Source organism: Actinoplanes sp. NPDC026623 (genome assembly GCF_040638275.1).
GTDB lineage: Bacteria > Actinomycetota > Actinomycetes > Mycobacteriales > Micromonosporaceae > Actinoplanes.
Map to the genome: position 1 here is coordinate 1 of NZ_JBEZXZ010000103.1, position 16,072 is coordinate 16,072.

Genomic DNA, 16,072 nt, shown 5'->3' on the forward strand with positions numbered 1-16,072 from the left:
CTCGCCGCCGCGCCACCAGTCGAGCAGGTCGTCGAGGACCTCACGCATCCCGAGCCCCGGCACGCGCCAGCGCCCGGCCGGCGATCACCCGGGTCAGGTGCGCCCGGTAGGCGGCCGAGGCGACGTCGTCGTCGCGGAACCGGGAGTCCGGGCCGACGTCGTCGACCGGGTGGCCGGGCCGTGCCCCGACCCCGGCCTCGGCCTCCGGGATCCGCCTCGGCCATGCGGTGGCCCCGGTCACCGCGATCCGGGCCCGGGCTCCGGTGATCGCCACCGCGACACCGACCACCGGGCTCAACGTCGCGCGGTCGGTCATGCGCACGTACGCCGTGCGCAGATCGTCCTCGGGCGCCGGCACCTCGACCGCCACGATGAACTCCGACCCGGTCAGCACGGGGCCGTCCGGGGTGTAGAAGTCGGTCAGGGACACGATCCGTCGGCCGGTCCGGCCGGCGACGTGGACCCGGCCGGCGAGTACCAGCAGGGCGGCCGCGAGATCCGAGGGCGAATACCGGTCGGCCAGGGAACCGCCCACGGTGGCCCGGTTGCGGATCTGGGTGTCCGCGATGGCGTTCGCCGCCGCGAACAGCGCGGCGTAACCGGGCGTCGGGTCGGTCAGGGCCAGCGCCAGGTCGGTCAGCGTGGTGGTGGCCCCGATCCGCAACCCTCCGTCGGGCTGCAGCCGCACTCCCGCCAGCTCCGGGATGCGTCCCAGGTCGACAAGCGTGGCGGGCGACGTGCGGCCGAGCTTCATCGCGGTGAGCAGGCCCTGGCCGCCCGACAGGGCGCGGGCGCCGGCCGGTGCGAGCGCTGTGGCAGCCTCCTCCACGGAGGTCGGTGCCAGATAGTCGAACTTGGTCATGATCATCTTTTCTCCCCCTTGCCGACGGTGGCCTCGTTCATCGCGCGCCACACCGTCTCCGGGGTGAGCGGCATGTCGAGGTGGGTGATGCCCAGGCCCGCCAGTGCGTCGCAGACCGCGTTGGTGACGGCGGCCGCCACCGGGACCGTTGCGGCCTCGCCGGCGCCCTTGGCGCCTAGCGGGTTGTGCTGGGTGGGGGTCTCGGTGCGATCGAGTTCGAAGAACGGCACGTCGTAGGCGCGGGGGATCGCGTACTTGTCCAGGTTGTCGGTCAGCAGCGCCCCCGATTCGTCGTAGCGTGCCACCTCCATCAGCGCCTGACCCACGCCGTGCACGATGCTGCCCTCGATCTGGCCGTCCACCACCAGCGGGTTGCCGACCACGCCGACGTCGTTCACCGCGATGTAGCGCACCAGATCCACCGCGCCCGTCGCCTCGTCCACCTCGACGATGGCGACGTGCGCCCCGTACGGATAGTTGAAGTCCGCCGGGTCGAACACGGAGGTCTCATCGATCGCCGGTTCCATGCCCGCGGGCAGATCCCAGCCGTACCAGATGGCCATCGCCAGGTCGGAGAAGGTCTTCGCCTTGTCCTCCGAGCCCGGGACGAAGGCCTTGCCGCCCTCGTAGACGACCTTCTCGGGGGACACCCCGAACTGGTGCGCGGCGACCGCGCGCATCTTGTCGACGACCTTGCGGGCGGCGAGCCGCACCGCCGGCCCGCCGACGCTGAAGCTGCGGCTGCCGTAGGTGCCCTGGCCGTACGGCGCCCGGAAGGTGTCCGAGTGCAGCACCTGGACGGTGCCCAGGTCGACGCCGAACTCCTCCGCGACGATCTGGCCGAACGTCGTCTCGTGACTCTGCCCGGTGGTGGTCACGCCGATGGTGAGCGTGGTCTCGCCGTCCGGGTGCACCCGGATGTTGGCGCTCTCCCACGAGCCGCCGAGCATGCCCTCCTTGGCGATCCGGGGCGACGGGCCCACGCCGCAGACGGCCACGTACGACGCCAGGCCGTAACCCAGCAGCTTGCCGCGCTCCCGCGCGCTGCGCCTGGTGGCCTCGCGGTCGGCGTAACCCGCCCTCTCGAGCGCCATCTCGAGCGTCTCGCGGTAGTCGCCCGAGTCGTAGAGCCAGCCCATCCGGTTGTCGAACGGCTGCTGTTCCGGCTTGATCATGTTCAGCCGCCGCACCTCGGCCGGATCCATGCCGATGGTCGCGGCGAAGCGGTCGACGAGCCGCTCGGTCAGGAACGTGGCCTCGGCGCGGCCGGAACCACGCTGGGCGCCGAGCGGCACCGTGTTGGTGAAGGTCGCGTAGACCTCGCAGAAGGCGTGCTCGATGTCGTAGGTGCCGGTGATGCTGCGGCCCATCAGGGCCGTCGCGACGCCGGGCCCGATCGTCGACGGATACGCGCCCAGGTTCGCGTAGCTGGTGCAGCGCAGCGCGGTGATCTTCCCGTCCCGGGTGCCCGCGATCTTGGCGTACTGCCGGTGGTCGCGGCCCTGCACGGTCGAGCGCATCAGCCCGTACCGGTCGTCGGTCCACTTGACCGGCCGGCCGACCTCCTTGGCGAGGTGAAGCACCAGCGGCATGTCGGGGTAGAGGTAGCCCTTGGTGCCGAAGCTGCCGCCGATCTCCGGGGAGACGATGCGCAGCTTGGTGAACGGGATGCCGAGCACCAGGGCGGCGAGCAGGAACCGGTGGTTGTGCGGGGACTGGCTCGTCCCCGTGAGCGTGTAGTCGCCGGTCCTCGCGTCGTACTCACCGAGGGCACCGCGCGGCTCCAGTGGGCTGTTGATCGTACGGCGGTTGTGCAGCTCGAGGTCGACCACCACGGGCGCGTCCGCGATCGCCTTGTCGGTCCCGGCGGCGTCGCCGCAGCTCCAGAGCGCGTTCAGGTTGCCGGGTACGGCGTCGTGGAGTTGCGGCGCGCCCTCGGCGAGGGCCGCCTGCGGTGTCACCACGGCCGGCAGGACCTCGTACTCGACCCTGATCGCGCGGGCGGCCTCGGCGGCCTGCGCCCTGGTCTCCGCCACGATCGCGGCGACCGGATCGCCGATGAAGCGGACCCGGTCGGTGGCGAGCGCGGTGCCGGCGCCCGGCAGCCCGTACGGGTGCGGCGGGAAGTGGCTCTCGACGCCACCGGGCACCCAGATGCACGGCAGCGGCATCAGGTGCCCCTCCAGGTCCGGCCCGGTGACGATCTTCAGCACGCCGGGCATGGCCAGGGCGGCGGCGGTGTCGATGGACCTGATCCGCGCGTGACCGTGCTCGCTGCGCAGGAACTCCATGTGGACCATGCCGGGCCGGACCAGGTCCGCCGTGTACTCCCGCTCGCCGCGCAGCAGCGCGGGATCCTCGCGGGGCTTGACCGGGGAACCCAGGACCTGCTCACTCATCGACCGGCCCGCCGTTCTGGCCGGCGACCGAGAGGACGGCCCGGACCACGCTCTGGTAGCCGGTGCACCGGCAGAGGTTGCCGGCCAACTCGCGCCGGACCCGCTCCTCGGTGAGCACCTTCTCGTCGGCGAGCAGCTGCTGCAGCGCCAGGACCATGCCCGGAGTGCAGAACCCGCACTGGACCCCGTGCTGCGTCCACAGCGCCTCCTGCAGATCGGTGAGCCCGGTCGCGGGGTTGGCGCCCTCGATCGTGGTGATCTCGGCGCCCTGGCACTGGACGGCCAGCATCGCGCAGGACTTGACGGCCCGGCCGCCCATCAGCACGGTGCAGCTTCCGCACTGGCCGGTGTCGCACCCGACCTTCGCCCCGGTGAGGCCGAGGTCCTCACGGAGATAGTCGACGAGCAGAGCCCGAGGTTCGACCTCGGACTCGGTCGCTCGATCATTCACGGACAGGGAGATGTGCATACCGAACCCCCATACCAGGCACGGGAACATGCGCCGCACGAGGATCTGACGTCGCGACACATGGTCAGCTGAAGACTGTGTACCGCGACGCTAGGTGAGCGGGCATCCGCACCGAGTTCCGCTCGGGGCCCTCAGGCGGGTCCCGGCAACTAGTCGATCCGGCTCCGTCAAGTCCGGTCGATCAATCCCGGTGAACCGTCCGGGAACGACGTGCTGGCGGCGGCCGTCGCCCGGGTCGGCCGGTGCGGCAAAGCCGGCAAGGGGGCGGGAACGCGTCTGCTCAGGGGAGCAGCCGTGCCCTCATCTGTCGTCCCCTCGTTCCACGACCACGTTTGTCGACTTGATCACGGCGACCGCCGTGGACCCGGCCTCGAGGCCGAGCTCGTCGGCGGCCTCCCGGCTCATCAGCGACACCACCCGGAACGGCCCGGCCTGGATGTCCACCTGTGCCATCACCGAGTCCCGGGTCACGGCGGTCACGATGCCGCGCATCCGGTTGCGCGCCGAGGAGCGCTGCGACGCGTCGCCGGGCGGCTCGGCCTGGGACCGGGCGAACCTCGCCAGCTCGGTGCCCGAGATGTAGCGGTGCCCGTTGTCACCGCGGACCGCACCCAGCTTTCCGGCATCGACCAGCCGGCGCACAGTGTCTCCGCTGACTCCGAGCAGGGCGGCGGCTTCGCCGATCCGGTACGCCGTCATTCCGATCAACCTAGTGCCGCGACGGCATCCTGGTGAATGCGTCGCGGCGTCTTCGGCCGTACTACGTCAGGTCACCGGCTGCCGTGCTTTCCCTTGTGGACAGGGCGCCGGGCTTCCGCGCGCCGGCCCACTTCCCGAGGCACCCCGGCCTCCATAGGCTGCGAGGGTGACGGTCGAAGACAGGTCCGTGGACCGGGATGGAGCCCGCGCGCCGGCCTCCGCCGCCGGGAGGCCCCGGCCGGTGGAGATTGCCGGTCTGGTCCTCGCCGCCGGAGCCGGCAGCCGCTACGGCACGCCGAAGGCGCTTGTGACGTTCCGTGGAGGCCTGCTGGTCCGCCGGGCGGCGCAGACCCTGACCGCGGGCGGCTGCGGGCGGATCGTCGTGGTGATCGGCGCCGAGGCCGACCGGGTCCGGGCCGCGGCGCCGGAGCTGGACTTCGCCGAGAATCCGCGGTGGAAATCCGGGATGGCGTCCTCGCTGCGCGCCGGCCTGGCCGCGCTGCGCGACGACCCGGCCGGCGCGGCGATGGTCCTGCTTGTCGACATGCCCGGCGTGACCCCCGAATCCGTACGCCGGATCGGCCGCGACGCGACCCCGGCCACCCTGGCGATGGGCGGATACCGGGAGCGCCGCGGTCACCCGGTGCTCCTCGGCCGCGAACACTGGGCCGGGGTGGCCGCCTCGGCGACCGGCGACCGGGGCGCCAGGGACTACCTGCGCGCCAACGACGGCCGGCTGCGGGTGATCCCGGTGGGCGACGTGGCCGACGACTTCGACCTGGACACCCCGGAGCAGGCGGCGCGCCACGGATGACGCACCGAGCGGCGTTCGGCCCGTCAGCCGGGCATCCCGGACCTCTTGGCCAGCACCGCGGCGATCCGCACGAACCGGGGATCGGAGACGATCTGCTCCAGGCTCGCCGCGAGCGGCATCCGCCAGTTCGGGTACTGGTCACTCGTGCCCGGAAGGTTGGGCTGTTTCAGCTCGCCGAGGACGTCGTACATCGAGGCGAGGACGAAGCGGCTCGGCGTGCGGGCGAGGAACTCGTGCATCGCGACGACGATCTCCTCGTTCGTGCTCGTCGCGGTGATCAGCCCCTCCGCGGCCAGCCGGGCCAGCAACTGGGCCCTGTCCTTCCTCGCGTTCGTCCACTCCTGCTCGACGCTGCCGGCCAGCTGGCCCAGCTCGGCACGGACCCGGACCTGCTCGCCGATCAGGAAGCCGCCGGCGGTCGGCAGGTCGTGGGTGGAGATCGTGGCCATGGTGTTGCGCGGGTACTCGGCCGCCGGCAGGTAACCCTCCGACGGGTCGGTGTCGTCGCGGGTGAACCACAGGACGGCCGAGCCGAGCATGTTGGTGCGCTCCAGCCCGTCGGTGATCGCCGGCAGCACGGTTCCGAGGTCCTCTCCGACCACCGCGGCGCCGGCCCGCAGCGCCTCCAGGGCCAGGATCCCGAGCATCGCCTCGGGGTCGTAGTGCACGTAGGTGCCGCCGTCGGCGCCCATGCCCGGTGGAACCCACCAGAGTCGCCACAGCCCGGCCACATGGTCGATCCGCAGGCCGCCGGCCCGCCGGAAGATCCGGACGAGCATGTCCCGGTACGCCGCGTACCCGGTCGCGATCAGCCGGTCGGGCCGCCAGGCGGCGAGCCCCCAGTCCTGCCCGAGCTGGGCCAGCGCGTCCGGCGGTGCGCCCGCGTGCACGCCCTGGGCGAGGACGTCCTGCAGCAGCCAGCCGTCGGCCCCGCCGGGGTCGATGCCGACGGCGAGATCGTGCACGATGCCGACCGGCATGCCGCACTCGTGCGCGAGCCTCTTCACCGCCGTGAGCTGCTCGTCGACCAGCTGCTGCACCCAGACGTGAAAGGCGATCCGTTCGCTCTGGTACGCCCGTACCGCCGGTGAGTCGGGCCGTCGCAGCTCCTCGGGCCAGTCGTGCCAGTCGGCACCGTGTTCCTCGGCCAGCGCGCAGAAGACCGCGAAGTCCGTCAGCTCCGGGTCGGCGTTGAGGTCCACCTCCTCCGCCAGCGGCCAGAGCAGTTGCAGTGCGGCCGCCTTGGCCCGCCAGACGCCGCTGTAATCGATCAGCCCGTCCGCGGCCGGCGCCGGCCGCAGCGCGTCCACCCGCGCGCGCAGCGCCGGATCGGCCCGCCGGTACGCCGCGGTGTCGGCCACCCGCAGGTAGAGCGGGTTGGCGAAGCGCCGACTCGACGGCGAGTAGGGCGAGGTGGGAATCGGCCCGGTCGGGGTGACCGCGTGCAGCGGGTTCAGCAGGACCAGCCCGGCGCCGCGACTGTTCTCGACGAAGGTCCGCAGGTCGCCGATGTCGCCCATGCCCCAGGACGCGGCCGAGTGCAGCGAATAGAGCTGGAGCATCCAGCCCCAGGTCTTCGGCGGCTCGGGCAGCTCGGCCGGCACCACGACCAGCGTGACCTCCCGGCCGCCGGCGGCCAGCCGGTGCCAGCCCAGCGGCAGATCCTCCGGGACCGCCGCGACCTCGAGCCTCGAGCCGTCCTCGAGGGTGATCGTTCCCGGCGCGGGCAGCTCACGTCCCTTTCCCTGCCGGACGATCACGGTACCCGGCAGGCGCTGCTCGGCCTGCGCCTGCCGCACCTCGGTCAGCTCGCGCCGGACGGCTTCCGGCGTGCTCGCATCGACACCGAGCAGCCCCAGGACGCCGATCACGGACCCGGCGGACACGTCCCTGCGCTTGTGGTGCCAGTCCTCGTACCAGGTGGCGACTCCGTGCGCCTGGGCCAGTGCCTCGAGCTCCGTGTCCATGAGATTCCTCCGCCGCGGGTTCGATCCTGCAGGCACACCGTTTCCCGCCGGTGCCGATCGGGCAATCGGGTGCACCGCCTTGGCCCGCACTCCGAGCTTTTGACCGTGTACTCCCGACACTCGGGCCGTGCACTACGCACCCCGGTCGAGGCTGTCCTGCCTTGCGGCCGGCCGGCCGACGGGTGCCCAGGCGGCGAGCAGCGTCAGCGCGTGCGCGGTCGGCGAGACGGGCTCGGCGGTATAGATGGTCAGGGCGAGGTCGTGCTCGGCGCGCAGGTCCATGCACTCGTACGCGAGCTCCAGGTCGCCGACGACGCGGTGACGGATCGTCTTGACGCCGGCGCCGTACGGGCGGACGTTGTGCGATCCCCAGCGCCGGCGGAATTCCTCGCTGCGCGCGGACAGCTCGCCGACCAGGTCGTGCAGGCCCGTGTCGTGCGGGTTCTTGCCGGCCGCGGTGCGCAGCCTGGCGACCGTCATGTCGGCGGCGTGGTTCCAGTCGCGGTAGAAGCGGCGGGCCGTGCCGTCGAGAAACGTGAAGCGGCCGAGGTTGGGCGCGCCGCCGCCCGGGCCGTGGAAGACGTCGTCGTACATGGCCCGGCCCAGCAGGTTCGCGGCGAGCAGGTCCTGCCGGCTGTTGACGATGATGGCCGGGCTGGCGACGGCGTCCAGCGACCACTGCAGGGTGGGCCGCACGGTCCACGGCCTGGGCCGCCGGCGGGGCTGCAGCAGCGCGTTGCTGCCGTTGGCCACCTGGGCGAGATGAAGCAGGTAGGCGCGTTCGGCGTCGTCGAGTTGCAGGGCGCGGGCGATCGCGTCGAGCACGCCGGCGGACACCCCGGCCAGCGCGCCGCGTTCCAGCCTGGCGTAGTACTCGACGCTCACGTCGGCCAGCGCGGCGACCTCGCTGCGGCGCAGGCCGGGCACCCGGCGCTGCCGGGCGGCGGGCAGTCCCGCCCGCTCCGGGGTGATCTTCGCGCGGCGGGTGGTGAGAAAGTCACGCACGGCGGCTCGGTTGTTCACCCATCGACGGTATGACGGATCGCGCCGGCCGGGACGCGGTGCCGGTGCACCTGTGCATCTGTCGGCGCGGACTTCGCCGATACCCGTGTCAAGAGGAAAAGCCGAACAGAGGGGTGCCCTGTCGGGGAGCGCATCGACAGGGTACCCATCGTTTCGGCCGGGACTGGTTACCTGATGCGAAGTCACCACTTCGAGGGAGTGGATGTGATCAGTCAAGTTCCGGCCACACCGTTGTCCCGGCGGACGTTCATCGCCTCGACGGCCGTCGTCGGCGGCGCGACCGTCGCCACCGGCCTGCTGCCCGACGAGGCGGTCGGCGCCCCCGTCGAATCGCCGGCGCCGCAGGCCGTCCCGTCGCGCGCCGTCACCCTGCTGGTGAACGGCGAACGGCACCGGCTCACCGTCGACACCCGGACCTCGCTGCTGGATCTGCTGCGTGAGGATCTGCGGCTGACGGGCACGAAGAAGGGCTGCGACCAGGGTGCGTGCGGGGCCTGCACGGTGCTGGTCGACGGCCGGCGCGTCAACGGGTGCCTCACCCTCGCCGTGCGCCTGGACGGCGCCGAGGTGACCACCATCGAGGGCCTCGCCGACGGCGACGACCTCACGCCGCTGCAGCAGGCGTTCATCGATCAGGACGCCTTCCAGTGCGGGTTCTGCACGCCGGGGCAGATCCTGTCCGGCACGGCCTGCCTCCGGGAGGGCCACGCCGGGTCGGCGGCCGAGATCCGGGAATGGATGAGCGGCAACATCTGCCGGTGCGGTGCCTACCCCAAGATCGTGAAGGCGGTCGAACAGGCCGCCGGGAAGCGGTGACCCCGTGTACCCCTTCGCCTATACCAAGGTCACCGAGGTGCGGGCCGCGCTGGCGGCCGGCGCCCGTGGCGGCCGGTACCTCGCCGGCGGCACCACGCTTGTGGATCTGATGCGCGAGACCGTGGAGCGTCCCGGCGAGCTCGTCGACATCGAGGCGCTGCCGCTGCGCACCATCCAGGCCCTTCCCGGCGGCGGGCTGCGGCTGGGCGCCCTGGTACGCATGTCCGACGCCGCCCGGCACCCGCTCGTGCGCACGGCGTACCCGGTGGTGTCGGAGGCCCTCGAACTGAGCGCGTCCCCGCAACTGCGCAACATGGCCAGCCTGGGCGGCAACATCCTGCAGCGCACCCGCTGCGGCTACTTCCGGGACGTCTCGGCGGCGTGCAACAAGCGCGAGCCCGGCACCGGATGCGCCGCCCGGGACGGCTTCAACCGCACCCACGCGATCCTGGGCACCTCGGCGGCGTGCGTGGCCACCCACCCGTCGGACCTGGCCGTGGCGCTGTGCGCCCTCGGCGCCGTCGTGCGCCTGCTCGGGCAGGCCGGGACGCGGCAGGTACCGATCGGCGAGTTCATCCTCGAGCCGGGTGGCACTCCGCAGCGCGAGCACGACCTGCGACCCGGAGAGCTGGTCACCGCCATCGACATCCCGCCGCACCCGCGGCCGCTGACGTCGGGCTACCTGAAGGTCCGTGACCGCCAGTCGTACGAGTTCGCCCTGACCTCGGCGGCGGTGGCGCTGCACATCGACAACGGGGTGATCCGCGAGGCGAACGTGGCGGCCGGGGGAGTGGGCACCGTGCCATGGAAGCTGAACGGTGTCGAGCGGGCGCTCGTCGGGCAGCGCCCGTCGGCGGGCCTGTGGGAGCGCGCGGCGAGCCGGGCCGCCGAGGGAGCGCAGCCGCTGCGACACAACGCATTCAAGCTGGACCTGCTGAAGCGGACCGTGGCGCGTCAGCTTCGGGTTGTGGGAGGTGGGCGATGACTCAGCCGCGAGTGTCCATGGGATCCGGGAGGCCGCGGGTCGAGGGCCGGCTGAAGGTGACCGGCGCGGCCCGGTACGCGGCCGACCATCAGGTCGGCGACGTGCTGTACGCGGTCATCGTCGACAGCACGATCGGCCGTGGCCGTATCACCGATGTCGACACCAGCGTCGCGGTCACGCTGCCCGGCGTGCGGGCGGTGATCAGCCACCGGAACGCGCCCCGGCTGCCGTACCTGGCCAACCCCCTGCCGAACAACCCGGCGCAGGGCGAGCGGCTGCACGCCCTGCAGGACGACCGGGTCCACTTCTTCGGCCAGCCGGTCGCCGTCGTGGTCGCCGGAACGCTGGAACAGGCCCAGCACGCCGCGACCCTGGTGCGGATCGGCTACGACGCCGAGACGCCGTCGCTCGATCTGGCGTCCGCGCCGGCCAACGAACCCATCACCTACGCCCGCGGCGACGCCGGCCAGGCGCTGCTCGACGCGCCGGTACGACTGGACGTCACCTATCGGACGGCGCGCAACCACCACAACCCGATGGAGCCACACGCCGTCATCGCCCGCTGGGAGGGCGACCAGCTGACCGTGTGGGACAAGACCCAGTGGATCTTCGCCGCCCAGTTCGAGCTCGCCGCGGTCTTCGGCATCCCGCAGGCGTCGGTGCGCGTGCTGTCGCCGTACGTCGGCGGGGGCTTCGGCACCAGCCTGCGCTGCTGGCCGCACGCGCCGATCGCCGCGCTCGCCGCGCGTGAGCTGGGCCGGCCGGTGAAGCTGGTGCTCAGCCGGCGGCAGATGTACTTCGGCACCGGCTTCCGCCCCTCGTACGAGTACCGGCTGCGGATCGGCGCCGACCGCACCGGCAGGCTGCGGGCGATGACGCACGACATCCGGGCCGAGACCTCGCGGTACGAGAACTTCGTCGAGAGCATCCTGGCGACCGGGCAGGTGCTCTACAGCCTGCCGCACGTCAGCCAGCACTACGCCACCGTGCCGCTGGACGTGTGCACCCCGCAGTACATGCGCGGCCCGGGGTACGCCAACGCGGCGTACGCCATCGAGTCGGCGATGGACGAGGTGGCGTACCGGGTGGGCGTCGACCCGGTGGAATTGCGCCACCGCAACGAGCCCACCGAGGACGAGTCCACCGGGCTGCCGTTCTCGACCCGGCGGCTGCGCGAGTGCCTGCTGGCCGGGGCGCGCGAGTTCGGCTGGAGCGAGCGGCCCCGCGCGCCCCGCTCGACCCGCGACGGCGACTGGCTGATCGGAACCGGGATGGCGGCCGGGGTCTACGACACGGCCCGCTACCCCGCGCAGAGCCGGGCGCGGCTCGACGCGGACGGCACCGCCGTGGTCGAGGCCGCCACCAGCGACATGGGCCCCGGCACCTACACGTCCATGACGCAGGTCGCCGCCGACGTGCTCGGCCTGGACATGGACCGGGTGCGGTTCCGCCTCGGCGATTCGCTGATGCCGTTCGCGCCGCCGCACGGCGGATCGGCGACCATGGCCAGCGTCGGCTCGGCCGTCAAGGACGCCTGCGACGGGATCCGCCGGCAGGCGGTCACCCTCGCCGTGCGGGATCCGCGCTCGCCGTTGTACGGCGCCGACCCCGGCAAGGTGGTCGTGCGGCGGGGGCGGCTGTCGGTGCGGGACCAGCCCGCCCGCGGGGAGACGTACCGCCGGCTGCTCGACCGCGCGGGACGCGACCATCTCGAGGCGGCCGGCTCGTTCGAGCCGCCGACGGGCGAGGCCCGGTACTCGTTCTACGGCTACGCGGCCACCTTCGCGGAGGTCGCGGTCGACGCGCGCCTCGGCATCGTCCGGGTCCGCCGGATGCTCGGGGTCTACGACGCCGGCCGCATCATCAACCCGGTGCTCGCGGACAGCCAGGCCATCGGCGGCATGGTGGGCGGCATCGGCACGGCCCTGCTGGAGCACACCGTCACCGACCCCCGCGACGGGCGGATCGCCAACGCCAACCTCGCGGACTACCTCGTCCCGGTCAACGCCGACGTGCCGGCGCTGCGCGCGATCTACGTGCGCGGCGAGGACCCCGAGGCCGACCCGCTCGGCGTCAAGGGACTCGGCGAACTGGTACACGTCGGTGTCGCCCCGGCGATCGCCAACGCGGTCTTCCACGCCACCGGCCGGCGCGTCCGCGAGCTGCCGATCACCGCGGAGATGCTGCAGTAACGGGGATCAGGCCCGGTGCGACCCGCTGCACAGCAACGGCGCCGGCATCCCGCCCCGCTGACCCCCCGGGCGGTGGTTCCGGTGTGGTTTCCCACGGGCATCGACGATCACTATTGTGCGCGTGTGGAGATCACCGAAGACGTCGTGGACCAGGCCAGGGAGTTCGTTCTGTGCGGGCAGTTCGCGCGCGGCCGGGCCCTGCTCGACGACCATCTCGGCGAGCATCCGGACGACGCCCGGGCCTGGCATCTGCTGGCGGGCGCGCTCATCGGCCTCGGCCGGTCACGCGACGCGGTGGGCGCGGCCGACCGGTCCGTCTCGCTTGATCCGGACGATCCGGTCGCGTACCGGATGCGGGCCATCGCGCGGGTCGCCCTGAGGGACCGGGTTCGGCCGCACGAGGACGCCCGGCAGGGGCCGGCCCGTGATCACGGCAACGCCGGGACGCTGGCGCTGCTGACCTGGGGTCTGCTCATGACCGAACGGGTTCCGGCCGCCCGGAACCTCGCTCGGCGATCGATCCGCACCCGCACCGCCGTGAAGGGCCTGCTCGGGACCGGCTCCGGGGGCTGACGGCAGGCGCCGGCCCGAACCGGATTTCTGGGCTCAATTGCCCCGGCCGCCTATTGTCGGTGGGGTGACGGACGCTCGGGTCGTGCTCGTCGGGATCGACGAATATCAGGGCGGGCCGGCGTGGTCCCTCCAAGGTCCGGTCGACGATGCCATCCGGTTCGCCCGGTTCTTCGTGGCCCAGGGCGTGCCGCCGGAGCAGATCACCGTGCTCGCCACGCCACAGCCCGCCGCCGCGGCCCTGCCCGAGAGGGTCGTCTGCCGGCCCGCCGACCGGGCCACCGTCCGCGAGGTGTTCGTGCGGGAGCTGTCGGGCGCCCGGGAATCCACTCTCTACGTGCTGTGGGGCGGGCACGGTTACGTCGATCTCGATCATCGTCGCCGGCTGCTCTACCCCGAGGCCACCCACGACGACCCGGTAGATCTCGATCTCGACTCGCTGCTGCGCCGCTTCAGCAGTGACGAGGTGCCGGCCCTCGGCCGCCAGGTGTGGGTGATCGACGCGTGTCAGGTGCACGGTCCGCACGCCGGGGGCCACGAGACCTTCAAGGACGGCAAGGCGGTGCAGGGGCGCGCTCAGGACGTCTACGTCGCCGCCGGGTACGGCCAGGGCGCCGTCAACCTCGACCGGTCACGTACCGGCCTGTTCAGCCGGGAGGTGCTCACGCTGGTCGACGAGGGCGGCCTGGCGCTGCTGACCGACCCGAAGCGGCTGACCGACGCGCTGGAGGCCCGCTTCACGATCCTGAGGGCGGGCGGCAGGCTCGACCAGACCCCGACCTACCTCTGGTACCGCCACGGCATCGGCAACGAGGGCCAGCTCCTGCGCCGGGCCGGCGCCCCCGCCCCGCGCCGGACGATCACCGCGCCGACACCGGAACAGCTGGCCCCGGTGGTTGACGCCCTGCTCGGGATCGAGGAGTTCCGCGACCCCTACGACCGCGAAAAGATCCTTTCCCTGATTCGAATCTCCGTGTACGGCTCGATGGACCGCAGCCGCAAGGCCAGGCCCGACGCGGTCGGCGTGCTCAGGGGCTGCCTGAAATACCCCGGTGGCCTGCGGGAACTCGTCGAGGCGGTCCGTTTCTACTCCTCCGACGAGGCCGCGGTCGACCAGCTCGCGGCGGCGGCGGGGAGACTCATCTCATAGACAAAATCCGATGAAACTCGGGGTTGCTGCACGTAACGCTTCCGTTGCGCTCAGGAGATGGGCGATGATGGCTACCGACATCCCCCGTCCTGGAGGGCTATCGCGGATGGACGAGAACTCGGCCGGAATCGAGTCCGAGCTGCTTGACCTCTCGACGGAGAACGTGGCGACCCTGCGCTCCGCCGACCTCTCCGGCATGACCGCTGCCATCGAGCGGGTCCGGGGCCGGATCGCCGACTCGGGGCAGAGCATCAGCGGCTACAACCCGTCGTTCACGGGTCCTCCCGACGTGCCCGGCCCCGCACCGGAAGATCTCGCCGGTTGAGTGCGGAGACAGCGCCGTCCAAACACCTCATCGATCCGGACCGTCTCCGCCTCCTGGCCGGCGGAGGCGGCGACAGGCAGGCCGTCGAGCCGTTCTGGCGCACCGAGCGCAGCTGGCGGCTGGTGCTGCTGCGCGGCCTGCTGGATGAGTGCACGTCGCTGCCCGACGTCACCGGGCCGTTGGCGCCGGTGGACGACGCCTGGAAGCTGCTGGCACGCGCCTACGAGGCGGGCCCGGACGCCTGCGAGGACGTGCTGGCCCAGCCCCAGGTCGGCATCTGGGCGGCGTTCACGCTGCGGCGGATCCACGGGTTCGAGCACGCCGATCCGCTGTGGGCGGACGTCGGCTATCTGCATGCCGTCGCGGTGGCCTGCGCCGTCCGCGCCGGTCTCACCTTCGAGCTGACCGTCCCGGTCCGGTACGGCACCGTCGGCCTGCCTACCGTGGGCGCCGCCACGTTCCCCGACGGGCACCCGCATGTCGCCGTGGCCCGCGGCGACGGCCGGATCCTGGAGCTGGACGACGGAGCGCTGACCGTGCGGGCCGGCCGGGACGATCCGGGATGGTACGAGCCGGTCCGCGTCAGGGCCGAGGCGGACGGGCTGAGCCTCGACCTGACCCTGCTCGATCGCGACATCTACCGCGATCTGGTCGGCCCCGCGCCGCCGCGGCCGCTAAGCGTGTCCGAGATCGATCGTTGGCGGGACATGCTGACCGGCGCGTGGCGCCTGCTGGTCGCGGAGCAGCCGGAGCGCGCACCGGCGCTCGCGGCGAGCCTGCGGACGCTCGCACCCGGCCCCCGTCAGGCGCCCTACCGCCCCACGTCGGCCTCCAGCGCCGAGGCGTTCGGCGGCATCTTCCTGTCCGAGCCGCACGACGCCACCGAACTGGCCGTCACGCTCGTCCACGAGGGACAGCACCTCAAGCTCGGCGCCCTGCTGCACCTGCTGACCCTTGTGGAGGATGTGTCCGAGCGCCGGTATTACGCCGGCTGGCGGGACGACCCGAGGCCACTCAACGGCCTCCTGCAGGGCCTGTACGCGTTCGCGGGCGTCACCGACTTCTGGCGCGTGCACCGGGAGGGCGCCCCGGCGCCGCTCGCCCAGTTCGAGTTCGCGCTGTGGCGCCGGCAGGTCCTCGGTGTCGCCGGCGTGCTGGCCGCCAGCGACCACCTGACCGGGCACGGCCGGGGATTCGTGGAGACGCTGCGCGCGCGGTTGCTGTCCTGGCAGTCCGAGCCGGTGCCGGCGGGGATCGACCCGCGCGCCGAGGCGATGGCACTCGACCACCATGCGCTGTGGCGGGCGGGCTGCATGCCCGTCTCACGTCAGCGCGGCGCGGAGCTGACCGCGGCCTTCCGGGCCGGCGAGCCGGCGCCCGACACCGTGGTGTCCGATCCGGATCAGGCGGTGGTGGCCCAGCCCAGGATCGGCCGGCTGGACGGACGGGCCGTGCTCACCCGCCACTGGCTGGCAACCGGCGATCCCGCCGGCGCCGCGGTGACGGGCACCACGGCGGCCGACGTCGACCTCGTCCGCGGCCGGACCGCGCGGGCCCGGTCGGCCTATCTGGACGCCCTGCGCGACGACCCGGCCGACGCGCACGGCCTGGCCGGCCTCGGCCTGACCCTGGACGGCGATGCCGGTCCGGCCCGCCGTGCCCTGCTCGGGCGGCCCGAACTGATGCTGGCCATGACCCGGTCGGGCGCCGACCCGCTCGCGGCGGCCGAGTGGCTCGGCCGCCAACTGCCGGAGGACGTCCTGGGCACGCCGCGACCGGAGGGCTGGCGGCTGGCCTGACC

Annotated in this window: 14 protein-coding genes; 8 read left to right on the forward strand and 6 right to left on the reverse strand. The window is 72.7% G+C overall.

Going from position 1 to position 16,072, the window contains the following annotated elements:
* Window positions 1-40: 40 nt before the first annotated feature.
* The 4 genes from AB0F10_RS26715 to AB0F10_RS26730 form a co-directional block, all read right to left on the reverse strand.
* Window positions 41-868, reverse strand: a complete 828-nt coding sequence (locus AB0F10_RS26715) for an FAD binding domain-containing protein (RefSeq protein ID WP_360630558.1) — start codon at window positions 866-868, stop codon at window positions 41-43.
* Window positions 865-3,261: a xanthine dehydrogenase family protein molybdopterin-binding subunit gene (locus AB0F10_RS26720; protein ID WP_360630561.1), complete on the reverse strand. Its 2,397-nt coding sequence runs from the start codon at window positions 3,259-3,261 to the stop codon at window positions 865-867. Before AB0F10_RS26720 ends, AB0F10_RS26715 begins: the two co-directional genes overlap by 4 nt.
* Window positions 3,254-3,712: a (2Fe-2S)-binding protein gene (locus tag AB0F10_RS26725; protein ID WP_360630564.1), complete on the reverse strand. Its 459-nt coding sequence runs from the start codon at window positions 3,710-3,712 to the stop codon at window positions 3,254-3,256. The genes AB0F10_RS26720 and AB0F10_RS26725 overlap by 8 nt, the downstream gene beginning before the upstream one ends.
* A gap of 318 nt (window positions 3,713-4,030) precedes the next feature.
* The gene (locus AB0F10_RS26730) at window positions 4,031-4,429 is read right to left on the reverse strand and encodes a TOBE domain-containing protein (RefSeq protein ID WP_360630567.1); all 399 of its coding nucleotides are present in this window, start codon (window positions 4,427-4,429) and stop codon (window positions 4,031-4,033) included.
* 241 nt (window positions 4,430-4,670) lie between these two features.
* Between AB0F10_RS26730 and AB0F10_RS26735 the strand changes: the two genes are divergently transcribed.
* A complete protein-coding gene (locus AB0F10_RS26735; RefSeq protein WP_360630570.1) occupies window positions 4,671-5,243 on the forward strand; it encodes a nucleotidyltransferase family protein in 573 nt (190 codons plus the stop codon).
* Between the two features lie 23 nt (window positions 5,244-5,266).
* Here AB0F10_RS26735 and malQ read toward each other — a convergent pair whose 3' ends face one another.
* Complete coding sequence (gene malQ / locus AB0F10_RS26740; RefSeq protein WP_360630573.1) at window positions 5,267-7,210, reverse strand: 4-alpha-glucanotransferase; 1,944 nt, start codon at window positions 7,208-7,210, stop codon at window positions 5,267-5,269.
* A gap of 132 nt (window positions 7,211-7,342) precedes the next feature.
* Window positions 7,343-8,233, reverse strand: a complete 891-nt coding sequence (locus tag AB0F10_RS26745; RefSeq protein WP_360630576.1) for a helix-turn-helix transcriptional regulator — start codon at window positions 8,231-8,233, stop codon at window positions 7,343-7,345.
* Window positions 8,234-8,602: 369 nt separating this feature from the next.
* On the opposite strand from AB0F10_RS26745, the gene AB0F10_RS26750 reads away from it, so the two are divergent.
* The 7 genes from AB0F10_RS26750 (at window position 8,603) to AB0F10_RS26780 (ending at window position 16,070) form a co-directional block, all read left to right on the forward strand.
* Window positions 8,603-9,049 carry a (2Fe-2S)-binding protein gene (locus AB0F10_RS26750; RefSeq protein ID WP_360630615.1) on the forward strand — a complete coding sequence of 149 codons (447 nt, stop codon included), beginning with the start codon at window positions 8,603-8,605 and terminating at the stop codon, window positions 9,047-9,049.
* A 4-nt stretch (window positions 9,050-9,053) separates the two neighbouring features.
* Complete coding sequence (locus tag AB0F10_RS26755) at window positions 9,054-10,034, forward strand: xanthine dehydrogenase family protein subunit M (RefSeq protein ID WP_360630579.1); 981 nt, start codon at window positions 9,054-9,056, stop codon at window positions 10,032-10,034.
* Window positions 10,031-12,226, forward strand: coding sequence for a xanthine dehydrogenase family protein molybdopterin-binding subunit (locus AB0F10_RS26760; protein WP_360630582.1), 2,196 nt, complete (start codon window positions 10,031-10,033; stop codon window positions 12,224-12,226). The genes AB0F10_RS26755 and AB0F10_RS26760 overlap by 4 nt, the downstream gene beginning before the upstream one ends.
* Before the next feature lie 123 nt (window positions 12,227-12,349).
* Complete coding sequence (locus AB0F10_RS26765; RefSeq protein ID WP_360630584.1) at window positions 12,350-12,799, forward strand: tetratricopeptide repeat protein; 450 nt, start codon at window positions 12,350-12,352, stop codon at window positions 12,797-12,799.
* A 64-nt stretch (window positions 12,800-12,863) separates the two neighbouring features.
* A complete protein-coding gene (locus AB0F10_RS26770; RefSeq protein ID WP_360630587.1) occupies window positions 12,864-13,946 on the forward strand; it encodes an effector-associated domain 2-containing protein in 1,083 nt (360 codons plus the stop codon).
* 106 nt (window positions 13,947-14,052) lie between these two features.
* A complete protein-coding gene (locus tag AB0F10_RS26775; protein WP_360630590.1) occupies window positions 14,053-14,271 on the forward strand; it encodes a hypothetical protein in 219 nt (72 codons plus the stop codon).
* Window positions 14,268-16,070 carry an HEXXH motif domain-containing protein gene (locus tag AB0F10_RS26780; RefSeq protein ID WP_360630593.1) on the forward strand — a complete coding sequence of 601 codons (1,803 nt, stop codon included), beginning with the start codon at window positions 14,268-14,270 and terminating at the stop codon, window positions 16,068-16,070. Before AB0F10_RS26775 ends, AB0F10_RS26780 begins: the two co-directional genes overlap by 4 nt.
* Window positions 16,071-16,072: the final 2 nt, after the last annotated feature.

Bases quoted from the DNA above. Each gene is read 5' to 3' on its own strand.
- AB0F10_RS26720 (WP_360630561.1), bottom strand. From the start codon at position 3,261: ATGAGTGAGCAGGTCCTGGGTTCCCCGGTCAAGCCCCGCGAGGATCCC.
- malQ (WP_360630573.1), bottom strand. From the start codon at position 7,210: ATGGACACGGAGCTCGAGGCACTGGCCCAGGCGCACGGAGTCGCCACC.
- AB0F10_RS26775 (WP_360630590.1), top strand. From the start codon at position 14,053: ATGGACGAGAACTCGGCCGGAATCGAGTCCGAGCTGCTTGACCTCTCG.
- AB0F10_RS26760 (WP_360630582.1), top strand. From the start codon at position 10,031: ATGACTCAGCCGCGAGTGTCCATGGGATCCGGGAGGCCGCGGGTCGAG.
- AB0F10_RS26730 (WP_360630567.1), bottom strand. From the start codon at position 4,429: ATGACGGCGTACCGGATCGGCGAAGCCGCCGCCCTGCTCGGAGTCAGC.
- AB0F10_RS26715 (WP_360630558.1), bottom strand. From the start codon at position 868: ATGATCATGACCAAGTTCGACTATCTGGCACCGACCTCCGTGGAGGAG.